General features: G+C 70.1%; 22 protein-coding genes and 1 riboswitch. Of the genes, 12 read left to right on the forward strand and 10 right to left on the reverse strand.

Annotation, left to right across the window (positions count from 1 at the left end):
* Window positions 1–6: 6 nt before the first annotated feature.
* Both ACFW16_RS16820 and ACFW16_RS16825 read right to left on the reverse strand, forming a co-directional pair.
* Window positions 7–897 (reverse strand): hypothetical protein, encoded by an 891-nt coding sequence (locus ACFW16_RS16820; protein ID WP_380306968.1) that lies wholly within the window; start codon window positions 895–897, stop codon window positions 7–9.
* A gap of 98 nt (window positions 898–995) precedes the next feature.
* On the reverse strand, window positions 996–1,550 hold the full coding sequence (locus ACFW16_RS16825) for a helix-turn-helix domain-containing protein (protein WP_380306970.1): 555 nt from the start codon (window positions 1,548–1,550) through the stop codon (window positions 996–998).
* 85 nt (window positions 1,551–1,635) lie between these two features.
* Here ACFW16_RS16825 and ACFW16_RS16830 point away from each other — a divergent pair, with 85 nt between their 5' ends.
* The 5 genes from ACFW16_RS16830 (at window position 1,636) to ACFW16_RS16850 (ending at window position 5,376) form a co-directional block, all read left to right on the forward strand.
* Complete coding sequence (locus ACFW16_RS16830) at window positions 1,636–2,751, forward strand: aminotransferase class I/II-fold pyridoxal phosphate-dependent enzyme (RefSeq protein WP_380306972.1); 1,116 nt, start codon at window positions 1,636–1,638, stop codon at window positions 2,749–2,751.
* A gap of 97 nt (window positions 2,752–2,848) precedes the next feature.
* Entirely contained in the window at window positions 2,849–3,409 is a 561-nt protein-coding gene (locus ACFW16_RS16835) for a hypothetical protein (protein ID WP_380306974.1), read from the forward strand.
* A 2-nt stretch (window positions 3,410–3,411) separates the two neighbouring features.
* Window positions 3,412–3,624: a hypothetical protein gene (locus ACFW16_RS16840; protein WP_380306975.1), complete on the forward strand. Its 213-nt coding sequence runs from the start codon at window positions 3,412–3,414 to the stop codon at window positions 3,622–3,624.
* A gap of 229 nt (window positions 3,625–3,853) precedes the next feature.
* Window positions 3,854–4,813, forward strand: coding sequence for an N-acetyl-gamma-glutamyl-phosphate reductase (gene argC / locus ACFW16_RS16845; RefSeq protein ID WP_380306977.1), 960 nt, complete (start codon window positions 3,854–3,856; stop codon window positions 4,811–4,813).
* Window positions 4,814–4,821: 8 nt separating this feature from the next.
* Window positions 4,822–5,376: a gamma carbonic anhydrase family protein gene (locus ACFW16_RS16850; protein WP_380306979.1), complete on the forward strand. Its 555-nt coding sequence runs from the start codon at window positions 4,822–4,824 to the stop codon at window positions 5,374–5,376.
* Here ACFW16_RS16850 and ACFW16_RS16855 read toward each other — a convergent pair.
* Window positions 5,373–6,668 (reverse strand): lysophospholipid acyltransferase family protein, encoded by a 1,296-nt coding sequence (locus ACFW16_RS16855; RefSeq protein ID WP_380307124.1) that lies wholly within the window; start codon window positions 6,666–6,668, stop codon window positions 5,373–5,375. The two genes, ACFW16_RS16850 and ACFW16_RS16855, sit on opposite strands and share 4 nt — an antisense overlap.
* On the opposite strand from ACFW16_RS16855, the gene ACFW16_RS16860 reads away from it, so the two are divergent.
* On the forward strand, window positions 6,621–6,797 hold the full coding sequence (locus ACFW16_RS16860; protein ID WP_380307130.1) for a hypothetical protein: 177 nt from the start codon (window positions 6,621–6,623) through the stop codon (window positions 6,795–6,797). The genes ACFW16_RS16855 and ACFW16_RS16860 overlap by 48 nt on opposite strands.
* 22 nt (window positions 6,798–6,819) lie before the next feature.
* The gene (locus ACFW16_RS16865; RefSeq protein WP_380306981.1) at window positions 6,820–8,190 is read left to right on the forward strand and encodes a tetratricopeptide repeat protein; all 1,371 of its coding nucleotides are present in this window, start codon (window positions 6,820–6,822) and stop codon (window positions 8,188–8,190) included.
* A 24-nt stretch (window positions 8,191–8,214) separates the two neighbouring features.
* Here the strand turns inward: ACFW16_RS16865 and ACFW16_RS16870 are convergent, their stop codons facing one another.
* On the reverse strand, window positions 8,215–8,943 hold the full coding sequence (locus ACFW16_RS16870; RefSeq protein WP_380306983.1) for a DUF6065 family protein: 729 nt from the start codon (window positions 8,941–8,943) through the stop codon (window positions 8,215–8,217).
* Window positions 8,944–9,042: 99 nt separating this feature from the next.
* Here ACFW16_RS16870 and ACFW16_RS16875 point away from each other — a divergent pair, with 99 nt between their 5' ends.
* Window positions 9,043–9,816, forward strand: a complete 774-nt coding sequence (locus tag ACFW16_RS16875; protein ID WP_380306985.1) for a transporter substrate-binding domain-containing protein — start codon at window positions 9,043–9,045, stop codon at window positions 9,814–9,816.
* Window positions 9,817–9,855: 39 nt separating this feature from the next.
* On the opposite strand, the gene ACFW16_RS16880 is transcribed toward ACFW16_RS16875, so the two are convergent.
* The 5 genes from ACFW16_RS16880 to coaA all read right to left on the reverse strand — a co-directional run bounded on the left by ACFW16_RS16880 (window position 9,856) and on the right by coaA (window position 12,545).
* The gene (locus tag ACFW16_RS16880) at window positions 9,856–10,086 is read right to left on the reverse strand and encodes a hypothetical protein (protein WP_380306987.1); all 231 of its coding nucleotides are present in this window, start codon (window positions 10,084–10,086) and stop codon (window positions 9,856–9,858) included.
* Between the two features lie 25 nt (window positions 10,087–10,111).
* The gene (locus tag ACFW16_RS16885) at window positions 10,112–10,294 is read right to left on the reverse strand and encodes a hypothetical protein (RefSeq protein ID WP_380306989.1); all 183 of its coding nucleotides are present in this window, start codon (window positions 10,292–10,294) and stop codon (window positions 10,112–10,114) included.
* Window positions 10,295–10,395: 101 nt separating this feature from the next.
* Window positions 10,396–10,605 (reverse strand): cold-shock protein, encoded by a 210-nt coding sequence (locus ACFW16_RS16890; protein ID WP_380306991.1) that lies wholly within the window; start codon window positions 10,603–10,605, stop codon window positions 10,396–10,398.
* A gap of 213 nt (window positions 10,606–10,818) precedes the next feature.
* Complete coding sequence (locus tag ACFW16_RS16895) at window positions 10,819–11,577, reverse strand: phosphotransferase family protein (RefSeq protein ID WP_380306993.1); 759 nt, start codon at window positions 11,575–11,577, stop codon at window positions 10,819–10,821.
* Between the two features lie 2 nt (window positions 11,578–11,579).
* Complete coding sequence (gene coaA, locus ACFW16_RS16900; RefSeq protein WP_380306995.1) at window positions 11,580–12,545, reverse strand: type I pantothenate kinase; 966 nt, start codon at window positions 12,543–12,545, stop codon at window positions 11,580–11,582.
* 103 nt (window positions 12,546–12,648) lie between these two features.
* Window positions 12,649–12,758, forward strand: a riboswitch (SAM-I-IV-variant riboswitch).
* Between the two features lie 44 nt (window positions 12,759–12,802).
* On the opposite strand from coaA, the gene ACFW16_RS16905 reads away from it, so the two are divergent.
* Window positions 12,803–13,078: a hypothetical protein gene (locus ACFW16_RS16905; protein ID WP_380306997.1), complete on the forward strand. Its 276-nt coding sequence runs from the start codon at window positions 12,803–12,805 to the stop codon at window positions 13,076–13,078.
* 100 nt (window positions 13,079–13,178) lie between these two features.
* On the opposite strand, the gene phaC is transcribed toward ACFW16_RS16905, so the two are convergent.
* Window positions 13,179–14,909 (reverse strand): class I poly(R)-hydroxyalkanoic acid synthase, encoded by a 1,731-nt coding sequence (gene phaC, locus ACFW16_RS16910; RefSeq protein WP_380307126.1) that lies wholly within the window; start codon window positions 14,907–14,909, stop codon window positions 13,179–13,181.
* Between the two features lie 320 nt (window positions 14,910–15,229).
* Between phaC and ACFW16_RS16915 the strand changes: the two genes are divergently transcribed.
* The 3 genes from ACFW16_RS16915 to ACFW16_RS16925 are packed head-to-tail and all read left to right on the forward strand — an operon-like array spanning window position 15,230 to window position 18,817.
* Window positions 15,230–16,249, forward strand: a complete 1,020-nt coding sequence (locus ACFW16_RS16915) for an OmpA family protein (RefSeq protein ID WP_380306999.1) — start codon at window positions 15,230–15,232, stop codon at window positions 16,247–16,249.
* Window positions 16,250–16,292: 43 nt separating this feature from the next.
* A complete protein-coding gene (locus ACFW16_RS16920; RefSeq protein ID WP_380307001.1) occupies window positions 16,293–17,528 on the forward strand; it encodes an LL-diaminopimelate aminotransferase in 1,236 nt (411 codons plus the stop codon).
* Window positions 17,525–18,817, forward strand: a complete 1,293-nt coding sequence (locus tag ACFW16_RS16925; RefSeq protein ID WP_380307003.1) for a homoserine dehydrogenase — start codon at window positions 17,525–17,527, stop codon at window positions 18,815–18,817. The genes ACFW16_RS16920 and ACFW16_RS16925 overlap by 4 nt, the downstream gene beginning before the upstream one ends.
* Window positions 18,818–18,887: the final 70 nt, after the last annotated feature.

Here is an 18,887-nt window from a genome sequence, read left to right on the forward strand (position 1 = left end):
GCCGCCTCAACCGCGCCTCATGAACCGCCGTGTACGGAACCGTACGCACGGTGGTGTGGGAGGAGGGCCGCCGTAAGGCGCCCTCCTACCCGATTGCGGCGGCCGGCGGCGCGGCGAGGGCGTGGTCGCGACCAGGGTCGGGATCACCGCAGCCGGCTTGACCGGTCCGGCCGGGGCGGGGACCGCCACGGTTGTCGCCACCGTCGGGATCACCGCCGGCTTGGTCGGCTCGATGGCGGTGACGCCGGCGAAGCGGCGGCCGTAGTCGCTGATCCGCACGCCGTTGTCGTCGGCCGGGTCATAGGCACCGGCGGTGGCGAGGAAGCGCTCGGTCCCGTCCGGCCCGCCCAGATGCATCATGGCGCGCAGCCCGTCCCAGGTGATCGGCACCCCGGCGACATAGCCGCCGATCCGCCGGTCCAGGCCGCGCTGGGCGATCTCGCGGTCGAGATGGGCGAGATGCAGCCGGAAGGCCGCGATCTGCGCCGCCGGCGTGTCCAGGAAGTCGCCGATCGACCGGACCCCGGGATAGCCCGGGATGTGGAAGGTGCCGCGCCAGCGGTTGCGGGTGTCCTCCGCCGTCAGCGTCTCGCCCGGGTCGTAGATGCCGGCGATCGCCGCCGCCGATTCGCCGAGCTGGAACAGCCCGGCATAGCCGCCCTTGTTCATCTGCAGCGGATCGCGGCTGCTCTCGGCCGCGGCCAGCAGGTCGGCGAAGGCGTGGTCGCTGGAATGCGGGATCTCGGCCTGAATGTCCGGGCCGAGCGGGATCGCGGGGCCGAGCGGCGGGACCGAGACGGCCAGATCCGGCGCCGGGGGATTCTTCGCCGGCGCGGCCGTCATCAGCAGGCTGCCGGCGACGATGGCCAGCACGGCGTTGCGTCGCGATGAAGTCATCCGATCGCCGCTCTGGTGAGTCCGCGGCCCGCACTGTGCCGGCCGAAGCCAAGCGAGGCAAGCATAGTTTGCCGGGTGGGACGGCGTGACTCAGATGCTCAGCGTCCGCCCGGACTCACCACCTTGACGAAGCGCACCGGCCCGCCCTCCGCCCGATAGGCATAGGGGCGGTCGCTGGCCAGGCGCAGCGCGTGGCCGGCGGGGGCGGCGAGGGCGGCGCCGTCGACCTCCAGCACCAGCGTGCCCTCCAGCACTCGGATCAACTCGACCGTCCCGGCCGGGTCCGGGCTGGCGTCGTAACGGGCGCCGGCTTCGAGCGTCCAGTCCCACAGCTCGGCCCGGCCGCCGGAGGCGAGCAGCCGGGCGCTGCCGGCCTCGGACTGCCACATCGGCACGAATTCCTCGGGCGGGATCGCCCGCGCCGAAGCCGCGGCCTCGCCGGCCACCAGTTCGCCGAAACCGACGCCGAGCGCCGCCGCGATCTCCGCCAGCGTGGCGATGCTCGGGTTGGTCTCGGCCTTCTCGATCAGCGCCAGCATGCGGGGCGACACGCCGCTGCGCTCGGCCAGCGCCGCCTGGCTCAGGCCACGCCCTTGGCGCTCCTGCCGAAGCCGCAGGGCGATCCGCTGCAGCACCTCCTGCGACGATGTCACCCGTGTCCTCTCCATCCGCATCTTGTTGCCGATCGAGATGTAATATATTGCAGTACGCGTGGCGACGGATTTCGGGGATGCGGCGATGACCTTCCAGCCTTTCGAGCTCGAGCAGTGGCAGTCGGAGTGGGAGCACACGGTCGAATACAACCTCGCCGACAGCTCGGTGCGCTGCGCCGCGGTGCGCGAGGTGCTGGGGCCGGACGCGGTCGACCGGCTGCTCGACCAGGTGCTGTTCTATCCGCAGGTCAACGGCACCGAGGCGCTGCGGGCGCGGATCGCCGGGCTCTATGAGGGTGCCGCGGCCGGCCAGGTGCTGGTCACGGCCGGGGCGTCCGAGGCGAACCAGATCCTGTGCCAGACGCTGCTGTCGCCGGGCGACGAGATCGTGGTGATGGAGCCGGGCTATCGCCAGGTCTGGGGCATCGCCCGTAACCTCGGCTGCACGGTGAGGAGCTTCCCGCTGCTGCCCGACCAGGGCTGGCGGCCGGATCTCGACGCGCTCGAGGCCGTGGTCGGCCCGCGCACCCGGATGATCGCTATCGTCAACCCGAACAACCCGACCGGCAGCATCCTGACGGCGGCGGAGGCGGCGCGGGTCACCGCCATCGCCGCCAAGGCCGGCGCCTGGCTGCATGTCGACGAGGTCTATCGCGGTACCGAGCGGCTGGCCGACACCGAAACGCCGAGCTTCTGGGGCGGGTATGAGCGGACGATGGTGGTCGGCAGCCTGTCCAAGGCCTATGGCCTGGCTGGGCTACGAATCGGCTGGCTGGTGGGCCCGAAGGACCTGGTCGAGGCGGCGTGGCGCCGGCACGAATATGTCGTCATCGCCACCGCCGGCCCGTCGATGCTGCTGGCCGAGCTGGCGCTGGAGCCGGCGACCCGCGCCCGGCTGGTGGCCCGGCAGCGCGAGCTGTCGCGCCGCGGCTGGGAAGGGCTGGAGCGCTGGATCGGCGCGAATTCCGACCTGGTCTCGGCGGTGCCGCCCGCGGCCACGGCGCTGGGCTTCGTCCGGGTCCACCTCGACCTGTCCTCCGTTGCGGTCGCCGACGCGATCCGGCGCAAGGCGTCGGTGCTAGTGGCGCCAGGCGTGTATCTCGGCGCCGAGCATCACCTCCGCATCACCCATGGCTACGAGCACGCGCCGGCCGCGCTGGACCGCATCGCCACGGTGCTGCGAGAGTTGAAGGCGGGCTGACGTACAGATTGCGATCCGCCGCCGCAACGCTATCCTCACGAGGATTGACTTTGGAATTATCTCGGGCGCGATTACCGACGAAACGAGACAGGCATCGATGCTGTCGGACGAATATCTGGAAAAGATTTTCCACGAGACGCTGAAGCGTGAGCACAGCCAGGAGGACGATGCCGTCAAGACGATAGGCACGCCGCTGACCGTTCTCGGTCTGTGCGTCACCACAGTTGGTATCCTTAAGGATCAGTATGGCGATGTGAGCTACGACTGGTACTCAGCCCTATTCGCTTTGATCATCCTGGTGTTGTTTTATTGTGTTGTCAGATCTGTGATTTATATTTTTAAGGCGATCAGGCCAAGGGCCTATGATTACCTGCCGGCAGAGACGGAGATCATCGAGTACGCGCAAGGGGAGGAATATCACCTGCAGCATGTCGAGGGCATGGATGAAACAGAGGCCAAGGCCTTCATGGAGCGTCACCTCAGAGAGCTCTATGTGAGGCGCATGGCAGACGCTGCGATGAAAAACAGGAAAATCAATGCGTTGCGACTGAACAGCCGGACCCAAGCCTTGACATGGGCGTTGTGGTCACTGATTTGTTCCGCTGTTCTCGTGCTCGGCTTCATCGTATATTCGGCTGTCATCAACGGGATCGCATGACGATGGGCAAGCTCAATCGAAATGCTGGTGGTGATTACGAGATCACCGTGAAGCCAGGCAGGTTGGAAGGCCCCATGACGCCGGGAACCGCCGGTGGAGCGTCTGCGAGGCCTCGCCGGATCGCTCCGCCCGAGAACCAGCACATCATCATCGGCGCGCGGCTACCCTGGGTGAATGAGCGGAAGATCAAGGGCGTCCGCATCCCGAAAGGTTGACCAGGCATGTCCGACAAGAAGCCGTCCCCACCTCCGCCTCCGGCTGTTCAACCCGCGCGAACGGAGCCGCCGCCGAACCAGCAGATTGTCAAAGGCGACGACAGGAAGCCGACTAAGCGTCTTTGACGCACGCGGATGCGCGATATCGGCCATGACCGCGTTGCCGGTTCGGCCTCGGCCCGGGATGTGTTAAGTCATCGCTGACTGATCTCTTTCCGAGGGCAAGGCGATGCCGGCGACGGTGTTCATCGATGGCGAGGCTGGAACGACGGGGCTGCAGATCCGCGACCGTCTGGCCCGTCGTGCCGATGTCGAGATCGTCAGCCTGGCCGACAACGAGCGCAAGGACCCGGCGGCGCGCCGGCGGCTGCTGAATTCGGTCGACGCCGCGATCCTGTGCCTGCCCGACGACGCCGCGCGCGAGGCGGTGGCGATGGTCGAGAACCCGGATGTGCGGGTGATCGACGCCTCGACCGCCTATCGCACGGCGGAGGGCTGGACCTATGGCTTCCCCGAGCTGGCGCCCGGCCAGGCCGAGGCGGTGGCGAAGTCCAAGCGCATCTCCAACCCCGGCTGCTACCCGACCGGCGGCATCGCCCTGCTGCGGCCGCTGATCGACCGTGGCTTGGTGCCGGCGGACTACCCGGTCACGGTCAACGCCGTCAGCGGCTACACCGGCGGCGGCAAGAGCCTGATCGCCCGCTACGAGGCCGAGCAGAAAGGCCCGCCCTTCTACCTCTACGGGCTGAAGCTGGCGCACAAGCACGTGCCGGAGCTGCAGCGCTGGTCCGGCCTCGCCCAGGCGCCGATCTTCGTGCCCTCGGTCGGGCAATTCGCCCAGGGCATGCTGGTGTCGCTGCCGCTGCCGCTGTGGTCGCTGCCGAAACAGCCCTCGGCCGCCGAGCTGCATGCGGCGCTGGCGGAGCACTATGAGGGCCAGGCCTTCGTCTCCGTCGCACCGCTGGCCGACAGCGAGGCGGCGGCGGAGTTGGAGCCCGAGGCGCTGAACGGCACCAACCAGCTGCGGCTGTTCGTCTTCAGCAATGCCAGGGAGCGGCAGGCGCTGCTGGTGGCGCAGCTGGACAATCTCGGCAAGGGCGCGTCGGGCGCCGCGGTGCAGAACATGAACCTGGCGCTGGGGCTGGCTCCGACCGCCGGGCTGCTGCCGGCGCGGTCGCAGGCGGCCTGAGCGCCGCCATGTCGACGCCGGGCGCGGTGATCCTGCCCTATCGCAACAAGCAGCCGCGGATCGCGCCGGACGCCTTCATAGCGCCGGGCGCGGTGGTGATCGGCGATGTCGAGATCGGGCCGGGCACCAGCGTCTGGTTCGGCTGCGTCATCCGCGGTGACATGCAGCCGATCCGCATCGGCGCCCGCACCAACATCCAGGACGGCACGGTGATCCATGTCGCCGCGGCCGACGGCCCGACCCATATCGGCGACGACGTCACCATCGGCCATATGGCGCTGATCCATGCCTGCACGCTGGAAGACCGCAGCTTCGTCGGCATGAAGGCCTGCGTCATGGACCGGGCGGTGGTGGAGAGCCGTGCCATGGTCGCGGCCGGCGCGCTGCTGACCCCCGGCAAGCGCGTGCCCGGTGGCCAGCTCTGGGCCGGCGGCCCGGCCCGCTTCGTCCGCGCCCTGACCGACGAGGAGCACGAGCACCACCGCAAGCTGGCCGAGGGCTATGTCGCGCTCGGGGTCGAATACCGCGCCAATGTGGTGCTGGACGCCGGATCGGCGCTTTAGTCTTTGAGGGTCGCCAGGCTGGCCTTGTAGGCCAGCACGCGCTGCCGCAGCTTGCGCGGGCGCGGCATCATCCAGCGCTTGTGCAGCCACAGCCACTGCTCGGGGCGGGCGCGGACCCAGCCTTCGACCACCTCGTTCAGCGCGATCGTCGCCGCCTCGATATCGGCCTTGCGGTCGCCGCTGCGCGGCATCGCCAGCGGCGGCTCGAACACCGCGCGGTAGCGGGCGCCGACCAGGCGCTCGATCCTGACCGGGATCACGGCGCAGCCGAGGTGGTAGGCCATGGACACGGCGCCGGGCGAGGTCATGGCGTCATGGCCCATGAAGGGCACCTTCAGCCCGCCATTGTAGCGCTGGTCGACCATCATCCCGAGCACGCCGCCGGCCCGCAGCACCGACAGTGCGCGCTTGGCGTCCGACCCCTCCATCCGCTTCTCCAGCATGATGGTGCCGACCGAGCTGCGGATGCGGTGCAGGAGCCGGCCGACCAGAGGGTTCTTCGGCGGCCGGGCGATGGCGGTGAAGGGCACGCCGTGATTGGCGGCGACCGCAGCCCCGACCTCCCAATTGCCGAAATGGCCGATCGCCATCACCACGCCGCGGCCGCCGTCGCGGGCGGCCAGGAAATGCTCGATGCCCTCGACCTGGATGCGCCGGGGCCGCCGGGCCTCGCTGCGGCGCAGCCGGCCGAGATGCGGGAATTCCGCGATCACGCGGCCGAGATTGTCCCACATCCCGCGGATCACGCCCTCGCGCTCGGCGGCCGACAGCTCCGGCATCACCAGGCGCAGATTGGCGTCGGCCCGGCGCGAGGCGCCGAGGCGCGGGCCGAGGGTGCGCCCGACCCAGCCGCCGAGGCCGGAGGCGAGGTCGAGCGGCAGCGCCCGCATCAGCCCATAGAGCGCGTAGAGGGGCAGCGCCTGCGTGACCGTGATGAGGTGGCGGCGGCCGTGGCGCCGATAGTGCTTCCGGAAGCGTCGGATGCGCGCCGACCAGCCCGGTCGGGCCGATTCCGGAGAATCAATGGTACGCGTAATGGGATGCCTCGGTTCTGCTGGGACCCGGTTCTCGAGCGGTCCGCGGCGGCGTTCGTTGGAACCTACTCGTGGCATGAACGTATGTCCGGCGCCAGATGTTTCGCGTTTCCGGATATTTCTCTCAAAATCGGGGAGGTCGTGCCTGCGGTCTTGCGCCGGACCGGCGAAGCGCCATATGACGGCGGCCCAGCCCGAAAGGAGAGGCCCGTGAAGAAGCCCGTGCCCCAGGCCGGGCCGAAGCGGCGCGATCCGCATGCGCTGATCGCCCGCCGGCTCGGCCACAAGATCGTCCCGTCCGGCAAGGTCTACAGCCGCAAGGACAAGCACCGAAGCCCCCGCCGCCCGGACGGGGGCTTCGCCATTTTTGCCCTTGGGGTATCCTGACCGGGCCATAGAGGAGGCGGCCATGGGCCTTACCGATAGCCGCGGTGTTCCGGTCTCGACCACGAGCCGCGCCGCGCTCGACCGCTACGAGGCGGCCCTCGACCGGCTGCACAGCTATTTCCGCGACCCGCTGGTGGAGATCGAGGCGGCGCTGGCGGAGGATCCGGGCTTCGTCATGGGACATTGCCTGCGCGGCACGCTGATGGCGCTGGCCACGGAGAGGGCGGCGGAGGCGCCGCTGCGGCAGAGCGTCGAGGCGGCGGAAGCGCTGGCGGCCGGAGCCAACGAGCGCGAGCGCGGCCATGTCGCGGCGCTGCGGGCCTGGCTGGACGGCGATTTCGCCGGGGCGGTCGACGCCTGGGGCCGGGTGGCGGAGGTGTGGCCGCGCGACGGGCTGGCGCTGCAGGCCGCCCATCTCGGCGACTTCTATCTCGGCCACACGCCGCTGCTGCGCGACCGCATCGCCCGGGCGCTGCCGGGCTGGGACGAAGCGGTGCCCGGCTATGGCTACGTCCTCGGCATGCACGCCTTCGGCCTCGAGGAGACCGGCGACTACCGCGCCGCCGAGGCGACCGGCCGCCGCGCCGTGGCGCTGCAGCCGCGCGACCCCTGGGCGATCCACGCCGTCGCCCATGTCATGGAGATGCAGGGCCGGCTGCCGGAGGGCATCGGCTGGCTGACCGGCCGCACCGGCGACTGGGCGCCGGACAACATGTTCGCCTTCCACAACTGGTGGCACCTCGCCCTCTACCATCTCGACCTCGGCGAGACCGGGACGGTGCTGCGGCTCTACGACGAGGCGATCCGGCCGCAGCCCTCGCCGCTGGCGCTGGAGACGCTGGACGCCACGGCGCTCTTGTGGCGCCTCCATCTCCGCGGCGTCGACGGAGGCGCCCGCTGGGCCGAGCTCGCCGACAGCTGGGCGCCGATGGCCGAGGACGGCTACTACGCCTTCAACGACATGCACGCGATGATGGCCTTCGTCGCCACCGGCCGCGATGCCGATGCCGACCGGCTGCTGGCGGCCCAGGTCCGCAGCGCGGCGGCCGGCGGCACCAACGCGGCGATGACGGCCGAGGTCGGGCTGCCGGTGTGCCGTGCGCTGCGCGCCTTCGGTACCGGCGACTACGGGACGGCGGTCGAGCTGCTGACGCAGGTGCGGGCGGTGGCCCACCGCTTCGGCGGCAGCCACGCCCAGCGCGACGTGCTGACCCTGACACTGGTGGAGGCGGCGCTGCGCGGCGGGCAGGCGGATGTGGCCCGGGCGCTGGCGGCGGAACGCACCGAGGCCAAGCCCGGCAGCCCCTTCAACTGGCGCCTGACCGCCCGCGCCTCGCGCCTGTCCGGCGACGAGGCGGGGGCGGTGGCGGCGGAGACGAGGGCCAGGGCCTGAAGACCGCGCGGCCCGTTCCGAAGATCAGCCCTCCCGGAACGGCTTCAGCCGCAGCTTGGTCTGGTGCTGCGGGGCGGAGGTGCCGTCGGGGGCGATGCCGCGATAGTAGCCCTTCTGCCACCTCGCCTCGTTGGCTTCGGTGCCGGGCACCGCGAGGTCGGCCAGGAAATCGGCGCGGCCCTGGTGGAAGGCCCAGTAGCGGGCCTCCAGCGCCGGATCGTCGGCCAGCGGACGGAATTCCGGCTCCACCGCCTCGACCCCGTCGCGTGCCAGGGGGAAGAACAGGCAGAAGGGCTCGCCGGCCGCGAACTCGACCAAGTGGTTCGGCCGGGTGAAGCACCAGTTCATGGTGAAGCCGTAGGGTGACCAGTCGGTCTCGACCACGCCCGTCAGTGGCGCAATGCCGTCCTTCGGCGCGTTGGTCGGGCCGGAGACCCAGAGGTTGCAGCCCGGCTCGGTGCGCAGCAGCAGCGGCACGTGGAAGGTCAGGATGCCGCTGCCGAAATGGCCGACCGCCGGGGCAGGGGCGTCGCCCTCCGCCTCGACCCGAACCGACTCCGGCGCCGTGCCGCCGTCCCACCAGGCCCGGATCGTGCCCGGGCACAGGATCTCCCAGCCATGCGCGTTGGCGATGTTGAGCGGCAGGCAGCGATAGGCGAAGCCCTCCGGCGTCGCCGACATCCAGTCGCGCGTGGCCGGGGCCGGGCGGATCTCCGGATGCGCCCCGCCGATGGTGTAGGCGATCAGCTTCATGGCGAGGATGGTAACGGCGACCGGCCGCGCGGACGACCCTGTTGGTGGCGTCCCATTTGTCCGACTAAGATCCTTGCCGAATCAAATCCGGGAGGAATCATGCGCCTGCTTGCCGCCGCCGCTTTGCTGCTCGCCTTGCCCGTCGCCGCGACCGCTGCGGATCGCGCCGACACGCTCGACGCCGTGACCAAGGCCGGGGTGCTGAAGGTCTGCACCACAGGCGACTACAAGCCCTTCACCTATCTCGATCCTGCCAAGGGCGAGTACGAGGGCATCGACATCGACATGGCCCGCGACCTGGCCGCGGCGCTCGGGGTGAAGGCGGAGTTCGTCAAGACCAGCTGGAAGACGCTGATGGCGGATTTCACCGGCGGCGCCTGCGACATGGCGATGGGCGGCATCAGCGTGACCTTGCAGCGCCAGAAGCAGGCCTTCTTCAGCATCCCGATCGATGTCGACGGCAAGACGCCGATCACCCGCTGCGAGAATGTCGACAAGTTCCAGACGGTGGAACAGATCGACCAGCCCGGCGTCACGGTGATCGAGCCGCCGGGGGGCACCAACGAGGCCTTCGTGCGCGAGCGGGTCAAGTCGGCGAAGGTCACCATCTTCCCGGACAACACCAAGATCTTCGACGAGATCCTGGCCGGCCGGGCCGATGTGATGATCACCGACGCCAGCGAGACCCGGCTGCAGCAGAAGCTGCGCCCCGGCCTGTGCGCCGTGCATCCCGACCAGCCCTTCACCTTCGCCGAGAAGGCCTATCTGCTGCCGCGCGGCGACGTGGTGTTCAAGGCCTTCGTCGACCAATGGCTGCATCTGCGCCTGCATGACGGCAGCCACGCCAAGTTCAGCGCGGTTTGGATGGGGTAGGGCGAAAAGGCGGCGGCCCCGGGCCGCCGCGCCGACCGGCTACTGGCCGCGCAGGCGGGTCATGGTCTTGATCGGGCCGCGGGGATTGCCGGACATCTCGGCGATCTTGCGGTCCTGGGCCTCGATGAAGGCCCGCACGGGGGCGTCGCCGTCCAGCCCGTCGGCCTCGGCGCGCGGAACCTTGCGGTTCGAGCTCAGCGTGCCGTCCTGGTAGACGATGTTGAACAGCACGAAGGCGCTGTCATTGGATTGCTTCTTGCTCCGGGCCATGTGGGCACTCCGGTGACGGTTCGGGTCAGGACGGGTCGGTCTCGCCATCCTGCGGCGGCATGTCGCCGTCCTGGGGTGCGTCGCCCTCCTGGGAGGCCTTGCGGCGGGCGGCCTCTTCCTCGCGCTTCTGCAGCTTCTCCTGCTTCTTCTGTTCCTTGGCGCGGTTACGCTCGCTGCGCTGCTGATTGTAGTTCGGCTTGAACGGCATGACGGCCTCCTCTGGCGCGACGCTTCCGCATCGTCGATCTGTCATAAGAAAAGGAGCGCCCGACGGCGCGGGCGCTCCTGATCCGCTCCGCAATCGAAGGCTCAGACTTCCTTCAGATTCTCCGCCGAGGTCTTGCCGCGCTTCGGATCGCGCTGCTCCTCGTAGGAGATCTTCTGGCCTTCGTTCAGGCCGCGCAGACCGGCGCGCTCGACGGCGGAGATGTGGACGAAGACGTCCGAGCCGCCGTTCTCCGGCTGAATGAAGCCGAAGCCTTTGGTGCTGTTGAACCACTTAACGGTGCCGATCGGCATCGCTTTTCCTCCAGTTGAGGGGGTGGCGCCGCGCGGAACTGCGCGACGCATCAAACGGGAAGGGGAAAGGCGAGGGATCCGCGGCCGCGAGGGCATAGCAGGCCGGCCGTCCAAACCAGAATGACCCCCCAAACATGGGGGAATACGGGTGGAATGGCAAGGTCGACGCGGAATCAGACCGGATATGCCGGGTCCGCACAGCCGGATCCGGGGTCAGAACGGCGATCCGGACGCGGCCATCGCCATCAGTCTTTCGGCCTCGCCGGGCACGCCTTCGGCCAGGCGGGCGGCGGCGACGAAAGGCAGCCAGGCGAAGACCAGGTCCCGGCTCTCGCCCGCGGCTGCGATGTAGGTCTCGACATAGGCGACGGCCAGCTCCGGCGCCACCGGCCGGATCAGCACGTAGGAGCGGCAGACATCGGCCGCCGGATCGCCGGCGCAGGCGTCCAGCCAGTCGACCACCACCTCCTGCCCCGGCGGCCCCAGGATATTCCAGGGATGAAAGTCGCCGTGGCAGAGGCGGTCGCCCTCCGGCAGCTCGGCCAGGTCGTCCAGCAGCCGGCGCCGCAATGCTTCATCCGGGATCGGCGCCCGGCCGATATTGACCGCCAGCCTGGCTTTCATGCTGCCGAGATGCGTCCCCGGATGGCCATGGATCTCGATCTGAAGCCGGGCCATGCGCTCCAGGCAGGCCGAAACCCGGTCGGGCCGGCAGCGGATGGCATCGGCGAGGGACGGCCCCCCGGCCCGGGTCATGGCGATCCCCCAGCGGCCGTCGATCTGCCCGACGGCCCGGGCCGAGGGCGCGGGCAGCCCGAGCGCCTCGATCAGCGCCAGGATCGACGCCTCGCGGAACGCCGCCCGCTTCGGCGCGGTCGCCGTCGTCCGGTACAGCTTGACCACCAGGTCGCCGGCATCGAAGACCTCGGCCTCCTTGCCCGATCCGAGCAGCGGTCCGAGGGGCAGGTCCATGGCTACATCCGGCGCAGGGCGACGGCGTCGACCGAATGGTCGGCGGCCTTGTGCAGCACCAGCCGGGCGCGCTGCCGCGTCGGCAGGATGTTCTCGCGGAGGTTCACCCCGTTGATCCGGTCCCAGATCTCGCGGGCGACGCGGCGGGCTTCCGCCTCCGGCAAGTCGCGCTGGTGATGGAAATGGGAGGAGGGGTCCCGGAACGCGGTGCGCTGCAGCAGCAGGCGGCGCTCGACGAACCAGCGGGCGATGTCCTCCTCCTCGGCATCGACATAGACCGAGAAGTCGAAGAAATCGGAGGTGACGACCGAGGCCCCGGCCGGGGCCTGCAGCACGTTCAGCCCCTCGAAGATCAGGATGTCCGGCCGGCGGATCACCTGCTTCTCGCCGGGCAGGATGTCGTAGGCGAGGTGGGAATAGACCGGCGCCTCGACCTCCGGCCGGCCGGACTTCACCGCGGCCAGGAAGCCGATCATCCGGCGCAGGTCGTAGCTCTCGGGGAAGCCTTTGCGCCGCATCAGCCCGCGCTCCTCCAGCACCGATTTCGGCCACAGGAAGCCGTCGGTGGTCACCAGCTCGACCCGCGGATGGTCGGGCCAGCGCGACAGCAGCAGGCGCAGCAGCCGCGCGAAGGTGCTCTTGCCGACGGCGACGCTGCCGGCGACCCCGATGATGTAGGGCGGCGGCGGGCCGGGCCGGCCGAGGAAGGCGTCCTGCACCCCGTCGAGCCTGCGGGCGGCGGCGACGTGCAGGTTCAGCAGGCGCGACAGCGGCAGCAGGATGTCGGCGACATCGGCCTGCGACATCGGCTCGTTCAGCCCGCGCAGCTCGGCCAGCTCGGTCTCGGACAGCGCCATCGGCGTCGAGGCCCGGAGCGCCGCCCATTCCGCTCGGGTGAAGCGGTCATAGGCCTGGGGCCGGGCGGCGAACAGGTCGGGCACGGGCCGGGCAGGGGAGGGATCGGGCATCGCAGGCTCGCCGCTGGAGGACGGGTCAGGGTCCGACGATCCGTGGGTCCGAGGCAAGGCCTGCCATCCCTCTTGCGCTGCGCCTCGGCCCGCGCTACACCCGGCCTCGCATCCAGAGCTGGGCTGACGCCCACGCCAACCTGCCTCCCGGGCAAGGTGGTGGCCTCTCGCAAGAGGGGCGATGCGGCCGGACCGGCAACCAAACGGGTCGAACGCCGCGCGTCAGCCCTCCTCGCAACCGCGAAGGAGGGTTTTTCATGTCCGCATCCGCTTCCGCCGCGATCCCGCTCGCCGGCCCCGGCGACACGGTCGAGCGGCTCGACGAGCACCCCTGTCCCGGCCCGCGCGACCCGCACCGGCGCGAGATCCTCTACGCCGTGGTGCATCGCGGCGCCGGGCTGTGGACCCATCTCTACCGCGTCGTCCTCGCCGCCGCGTCCCGGCCGGAGATCCATCTCGACCGGGTGCTGGAGGGCGATCGCCTGGCCGATCTGCGCCAAGCCTATGGCCGAGTGGCTGACCTGGCGGCGTGAGATGCTGAGTAGGTTGGGTTCGCTGGGCGAACCCAACATCGTGCAGCCGGACCAGTGTCGGGTTCGCTGTCGCGAACCCAACCTACGTCGTGGCGTGCGTTCACGTCGCCCGCACGTAGCGCCCGGGCGCGTCCTCGATCGGGGTCAGCTCGCGGTCCCCAGGGTGCCGGGCCGGGACCTGGCCGCCGGCATGGCGGGAGATCCATTTCTGCCATTCCGGCCACCAGGAGCCTTCGACCTGCTTCGCTCCCTTGAGCCAGGAGTCGGGGCTCGCCGGGGTCCGGGTGTTGACCCAGTGGCAGTACTTCTTCGCCGCCGGCGGGTTGACCACTCCGGCGATGTGGCCCGAGGCGCTGAGGCAGAAGCGCACCGGGCCGCCGAACAGCTGGGTCGCGGCATAGGTCGAGGCCCAGGGCGCGATGTGGTCGTCGCGGGTCGATAGCATGAAGCTGGGCGTCCTGATCGTGGTCAGGTCGATCGGCACGCCGGCGAGCGCTATGCCGCCCGGCTGCGCCAGCCGGTTCTCCTGATACATGTTGCGCAGATAGAAGCTGTGCATCGCGGCCGGCATCCGGGTCGCGTCGCTGTTCCAGTACAGGAGGTCGAAGGGGAAGGGGTCCTTGCCCAGGAGGTAGTTGTTGACGACGAAGGACCAGATCAGGTCGTTGGCGCGCAGCAGGTTGAAGGTCGTCGCCATGGCCGAGCCTTCGAGATAGCCCTTGCCGGACATCTTCGCCTCGATCGTCCGCAACTGCTCCTCGTCGACGAAGATGCCGAGCTCGCCCGGATCGGTGAAGTCGGTCAGCGTGGTCAGATAGGTCGCGCTCTTGACCCGATCCTCTTCGCCCTTGGCCGTCATCCAGGCCAGAGTACAGGCCAGAAGCGTGCCGCCCAGGCAGTAGCCGACGACATTGACCTCGCGCTCGCCGGTCGCCTGCTCGATCGCGCCGATCGCCGCCAGCGACCCCTCCAGCATGTAGTCGGCGAAGCTCTTGCCGGCCAGGCGCCCGTCCGGATTGACCCAGGAGACCACGAAGACGGTGTGGCCCTGTTCCACCGCCCAGCGGATCAGGCTGTTCTGCGGCTTCAGGTCGAGGATGTAGAACTTGTTGATCCAGGGCGGGATGATCAGCAGCGGCCGCCGCGCCACCGTCTCGGTGGCCGGGTCGTACTGGATCAGCTGCATCAGCTCGGTCTCGAACACCACCTTGCCGGGGGTGACTGCGATGTTGCGGCCGATCTCGAAGGCGGTGCGGTCGGTCATGCTGACGGCCAGCCGGCCTTGGCCGCGCTCCAGGTCGGCCAGCATGTTCTCGAGGCCCTTGACCAGGTTCTCGCCGCGCGATTCCAGCGTGCTGCGCAGCACTTCGGGGTTGGTGGCGACGAAGTTGGATGGCGCCATCGCGTCGATGAACTGGCGGGTGTAGAAGTCGACCTTCTTCGCCGTCTTGGCATCCAGCCCCTCGACCTGGCGGACCGAGCCCTGCAGCCAGCGCGCGGTCAGCAGGTAGGACTGCTTGATGAAATCGAACACCGCGACCTCGCTCCAGGCCGGGTCCTTGAAGCGCTTGTCGCCCTTCTCCGCCGTCACCACCGGCTCCGCCTCCTGGCCCAAGAGACGCTGGGCGGTGCGGCTCCACAGCGTGGCATAGTCCTGCCACAGCGACATCTGGGCCTGCACCAGCCGGGTCGGGTCGGCCATCAGCCGCGAGGTCATGGCCAGGAAGGCCGAGCCGATGTTGAGCGGATCCAGCTCCGGCGCCTCGGCGCGGCCCTGCTTCTCCAGGAAGGCGGTGACCAGCCGGGCGCTGCGCTCGGCGATCTCGACCATGCGGCGCGCCAGCTCGGCCGGATCCGCCGGCGGCGGGGCCTCCGGCGCCGCGGTGCCGGGCTTCGTCTGGGCCTTGGGCTCGGCTTCGCCGGACTTCGTCCGGGCCTTGATCTCGGCTTCGCCGGACTTCGTCCGGCTGGGGGCCGCGCGGGCGCGTTCGGTCATGGCCAAGGATCCCTTGTCTGCGGCGGCATCGCCCGAGGCGCGGAATCGAGCGTAGAATGCCGCTTATCCGCCACTTTGCACGGCCATCCTCTTTCCAGTCCACCCTTTCAACGAAGTGTGCTAGGCACGTGCCCATGCGTCGCACCGGCTCTCTCATGATCGCTTCCGCCCGCCCCGGCCTTCCGGTCCGTGGCGCCGTTGTCACCCTCGCCCTCGGCCTCGCCCTCGCAGGCTGCGGCGGCCGCATCTTCGACGGCACGCCCTATGCGGGTGACGTCCCGGCCTCCGTGCCCAAGGTCGAGACCGCCGAGGTCACGCCGCTCGGGCCGGCCGAGGCGCCGCCGGTGCCCAGCGTCGGCGGGCCCCTGGGCACCGCCCAGGCGGGTGACACCAAGACCTACAACCTGCCCGCGCTGGCCCAGACCGACGCCGACCGCGCCGCGATGCAGCAGGCCCGGGCGCAGCAGCAGGCGACCCAGCAGCAGCGCCGGGCGCAGATCGAACAGCAGCGCCAGGCCGCTTTCCAGCGGCAGCAGCAGATCGCGCAGCAGCAGGCGGCGGCGCAGCAGGCGCAACAGCAGCAGCCGACCGGCACGGTCGCGCCGTTGACCTTCGGTCAGCGCCGCGACACCGCCGCCCCCCCGGCGATGGACTCGATGCCGCGCCCGGCCTCGCAGCAGGCCTATCCCAATCTCGGTACCGTGCCGGAGAAGCCGACCGACCTGCCGACGCCGGAGCAGCAGGCCGCGGTGCGCAGCCAGCTCGAAGCCGACCGGGCCGCCTCGGGCGCCCCCGGCGCGCTGAGCTTCGGCAACCGGCCGGCGAACGGTCAGGCCGCAGCGGCCCCGGCGCAGGAATCGAAGCCGGCCTTCAGCTTCAACAACCGGGTCGCCGGCACGGTCAAGTTCGATGGCGGCAGCACCACGCTCCCGGCCTCGGCCAACAGCACCATCGAGAACGTCGCCAAGACGGCGCAGAGCCCGAAGCTGCGGGTTGTCGGCTACGGCGCCGGCGATGGTGCCGCCCAGGCCAAGGCGCGGGCCGAGGCGGTGGCCGCCGCGCTGCGCGCGGCCGGCGTCGACCCGGCCCGAATCGTCACCGGCGGCTCGGCCGACACCCGACCGAACATCACCGACGGCCAGGCCGCCCGCGTCGAAATCTACCTCGCCCAGTAAGCTCAGCACCGGACGCCCCGACGGGCGTCGGGGGGACACGTCGATGACCGATCAGGACTTCCACCGAATCAAGCGCCTGCCGCCCTATGTGTTCGCCGAGGTGAACGCGATGAAGGCGGCGGCGCGAGCTCGGGGCGAAGACATCATCGATCTCGGCATGGGCAATCCCGACGGGCCGCCGCCGAAGCATGTGATCGAGAAGCTGACCGAGGCGGCGCAGAACCCGCGCAGCCACGGCTATTCCACCTCGCGCGGCATCCCGGGGCTGCGCCGGGCCCAGGCCGCCTACTATCAGCGCCGCTTCGGGGTCGAACTCGACCCCGAGAGCGAGCTCGTCGTCACCATCGGGTCGAAGGAAGGCCTGGCCAACCTGGCCCAGGCGATCACCAGCCCGGGCGACATCATCCTGGTGCCGAACCCGAGCTACCCGATCCACATGTTCGGCTTCATCATCGCCGGCGCGTCGGTGCGGTCGCTGCCGATCACGCCGGGCACGAATTTCATGGACGTGCTGGAGCGGGCGGTGCGGCACAGCGTGCCGAAGCCGACCGCGCTGGTGCTGAACTACCCGTCGAACCCGACGGCCGAGGTTGTCGACCTCGATTTCTACCGGCCGATCGTCCAGTTCTGCCGCCAGCACGGCATCTGGATCCTGTCCGACCTGGCCTATGCCGAGATCTATTTCGACACGGCGCCGCCGCCCTCGATCCTGGCGATCCCCGAGGCGCGCGACATCGCGGTTGAGTTCACCTCCCTCAGCAAGACCTATTCGATGGCCGGCTGGCGCATCGGCTTCGCCGCCGGCAACAAGCGGCTGATCGCGGCGCTCGCCCGCGTGAAGTCCTATGTCGACTATGGCGCGTTCACGCCCTTGCAGGTGGCGGCGACCGCGGCGATCAACGGGCCGCAGGATTTCGTCGACGAGATGCGGGCGCGCTATCGCCTGCGCCGCGACACGCTGGTCGAGGGGCTGCGCGCCGCCGGCTGGCCGGTGGAGAAGCCCGAGGCCAGCATGTTCGTCTGGGCGCCGATCCCGGAGGCGTTCGCCAGCATGGGGTCGCTCGCCTTCTCCAAGCTGCTGCTGGAAGAGGCGGGGGTGGCCGTGGCGCCGGGCGTCGGCTTCGGCGAATACGGCGACGGCCATGTCCGCATCGCGCTGGTCGAGAACCACCAGCGCATCCGCCAGGCCTGCAAGGCCATCAAGACCTTCCTGAGCCGGCGGCGCAACGACCCGCAGCCGGCCAGTCTGCGTGTCGACAGCCTGAAAGCGGTATCGTGATCCCGGTTCTTCGCATCGGCATCGCCGGCCTCGGCACCGTCGGCGGCGGCGTGCTGCGCCTGCTGCAGGCGCATGCCGACCTGTTGGCCCAGCGCAGCGGCCGGCGCATCGTCGTCGCCGCCGTCTCGGCCCGCGACCGGCACCGCGACCGTGGCGTGCCGCTCGACGGCGTGCGCTGGTATGACGACGCGGTGGCGCTGGCCGCCGACCCCGAGATCGATGTGGTGGTCGAGCTGATCGGCGGCGCCAACGGCGTCGCCAAGGCGGTCTGCGAGACCGCGATCGCCCATGGCAAGCAGGTCGTGACGGCCAACAAGGCGCTGCTCGCGGTGCACGGCCCGGATCTCGCCGCCCGGGCCGAGGAGGCCGGCGTGGCGCTGGCCTTCGAGGCGGCGGTGGCCGGCGGCATCCCGGCGATCAAGGGGCTGCGCGAAGGGCTGGCCGGCAACCGCATCGACGGCGTGTTCGGCATCCTCAACGGCACCTGCAACTACATCCTGACCGAGATGCGGACGACCGGCCGGGAGTTCGCCGAGGTGCTGGCCGAGGCGCAGAAGCTGGGCTATGCCGAGGCCGATCCCAGCTTCGATGTCGACGGCATCGACGCCGCCCACAAGCTGGCGGTGCTGGCGGCGCTGGCCTTCAACGCCCGGGTCGAGTTCGACGACCTGCACATCGAGGGCATCCGCCAGGTCTCGGCGCTCGACATCGCCTATGCGCAGGAGCTGGGCTATCGCATCAAGCTGCTCGGCATCGCCCGGCGCACCGATGAGGGGCTGTCGCTGCGCGTCCATCCCTGCATGGTGACCGAGGCTTCGCCGATCGCCCATGTCGAGGGCGTGTTCAACGCCGTGGTGGCGCAGGGTGACTTCGTCGGCCAGGTGATGATGACCGGCCGCGGCGCCGGCGCCGGCCCGACTGCCTCGGCCGTGGTCGCCGACCTGGTCGACCTGGCCCGGGGCCTGAAGGTGCCGGTGCTCGGCATCCCGGCCGCGCGGCTGGAGCGCGCCGCCGTGGCGCCGATGGACCACCGCCGCGGCGCCTATTACCTTCGGCTGATGGTGGTCGACCGGCCGGGCGTGATCGCCGACGTGGCCGCCGCCATGCGCGACCAGCAGATCTCGGTCGAGAGCCTGCTGCAGCGCGGCCGGTCGCCCGGCGACGCGGTGCCGCTTGTGATCATCACCCATGAGACCGACGAGGCGGCGATGACCCGGCTGCTGGCGGCGCTGGGCGCGCTGGACGCGGTGCTGGAACCGCCGCATGTCATCCGCATTGAAGACCTGTAACTATTCCCGGTACCGGCCGTAGCCGAAAGCCGGTACACCCGTCGCACGATGTGTCCGCCGCCGCCCGTGA

This window comes from Inquilinus sp. NPDC058860 (assembly GCF_042743185.1).
Classification (GTDB): Bacteria; Pseudomonadota; Alphaproteobacteria; order DSM-16000; family Inquilinaceae; genus Inquilinus.

Excerpts from the sequence above, each read along its gene's own strand:
- coaA (WP_380306995.1), bottom strand. The coding sequence starts at position 12,545 with ATGCCCGATCCCTCCCCTGCCCGGCCCGTGCCCGACCTGTTCGCCGCC.
- ACFW16_RS16895 (WP_380306993.1), bottom strand. The coding sequence starts at position 11,577 with ATGGACCTGCCCCTCGGACCGCTGCTCGGATCGGGCAAGGAGGCCGAG.
- ACFW16_RS16885 (WP_380306989.1), bottom strand. The coding sequence starts at position 10,294 with ATGCCGTTCAAGCCGAACTACAATCAGCAGCGCAGCGAGCGTAACCGC.
- ACFW16_RS16855 (WP_380307124.1), bottom strand. The coding sequence starts at position 6,668 with ATGCGGATCGCGCCGCTTCGGCCCGGCCTGGGGCACGGGCTTCTTCAC.
- argC (WP_380306977.1), top strand. The coding sequence starts at position 3,854 with ATGCCGGCGACGGTGTTCATCGATGGCGAGGCTGGAACGACGGGGCTG.
- ACFW16_RS16875 (WP_380306985.1), top strand. The coding sequence starts at position 9,043 with ATGCGCCTGCTTGCCGCCGCCGCTTTGCTGCTCGCCTTGCCCGTCGCC.
- ACFW16_RS16835 (WP_380306974.1), top strand. The coding sequence starts at position 2,849 with ATGCTGTCGGACGAATATCTGGAAAAGATTTTCCACGAGACGCTGAAG.
- ACFW16_RS16905 (WP_380306997.1), top strand. The coding sequence starts at position 12,803 with ATGTCCGCATCCGCTTCCGCCGCGATCCCGCTCGCCGGCCCCGGCGAC.
- ACFW16_RS16920 (WP_380307001.1), top strand. The coding sequence starts at position 16,293 with ATGACCGATCAGGACTTCCACCGAATCAAGCGCCTGCCGCCCTATGTG.
- ACFW16_RS16915 (WP_380306999.1), top strand. The coding sequence starts at position 15,230 with ATGATCGCTTCCGCCCGCCCCGGCCTTCCGGTCCGTGGCGCCGTTGTC.
- phaC (WP_380307126.1), bottom strand. The coding sequence starts at position 14,909 with ATGGTCGAGATCGCCGAGCGCAGCGCCCGGCTGGTCACCGCCTTCCTG.
- ACFW16_RS16850 (WP_380306979.1), top strand. The coding sequence starts at position 4,822 with ATGTCGACGCCGGGCGCGGTGATCCTGCCCTATCGCAACAAGCAGCCG.
- ACFW16_RS16890 (WP_380306991.1), bottom strand. The coding sequence starts at position 10,605 with ATGCCGATCGGCACCGTTAAGTGGTTCAACAGCACCAAAGGCTTCGGC.
- ACFW16_RS16840 (WP_380306975.1), top strand. The coding sequence starts at position 3,412 with ATGGGCAAGCTCAATCGAAATGCTGGTGGTGATTACGAGATCACCGTG.
- ACFW16_RS16820 (WP_380306968.1), bottom strand. The coding sequence starts at position 897 with ATGACTTCATCGCGACGCAACGCCGTGCTGGCCATCGTCGCCGGCAGC.
- ACFW16_RS16870 (WP_380306983.1), bottom strand. The coding sequence starts at position 8,943 with ATGAAGCTGATCGCCTACACCATCGGCGGGGCGCATCCGGAGATCCGC.
- ACFW16_RS16865 (WP_380306981.1), top strand. The coding sequence starts at position 6,820 with ATGGGCCTTACCGATAGCCGCGGTGTTCCGGTCTCGACCACGAGCCGC.
- ACFW16_RS16830 (WP_380306972.1), top strand. The coding sequence starts at position 1,636 with ATGACCTTCCAGCCTTTCGAGCTCGAGCAGTGGCAGTCGGAGTGGGAG.
- ACFW16_RS16880 (WP_380306987.1), bottom strand. The coding sequence starts at position 10,086 with ATGGCCCGGAGCAAGAAGCAATCCAATGACAGCGCCTTCGTGCTGTTC.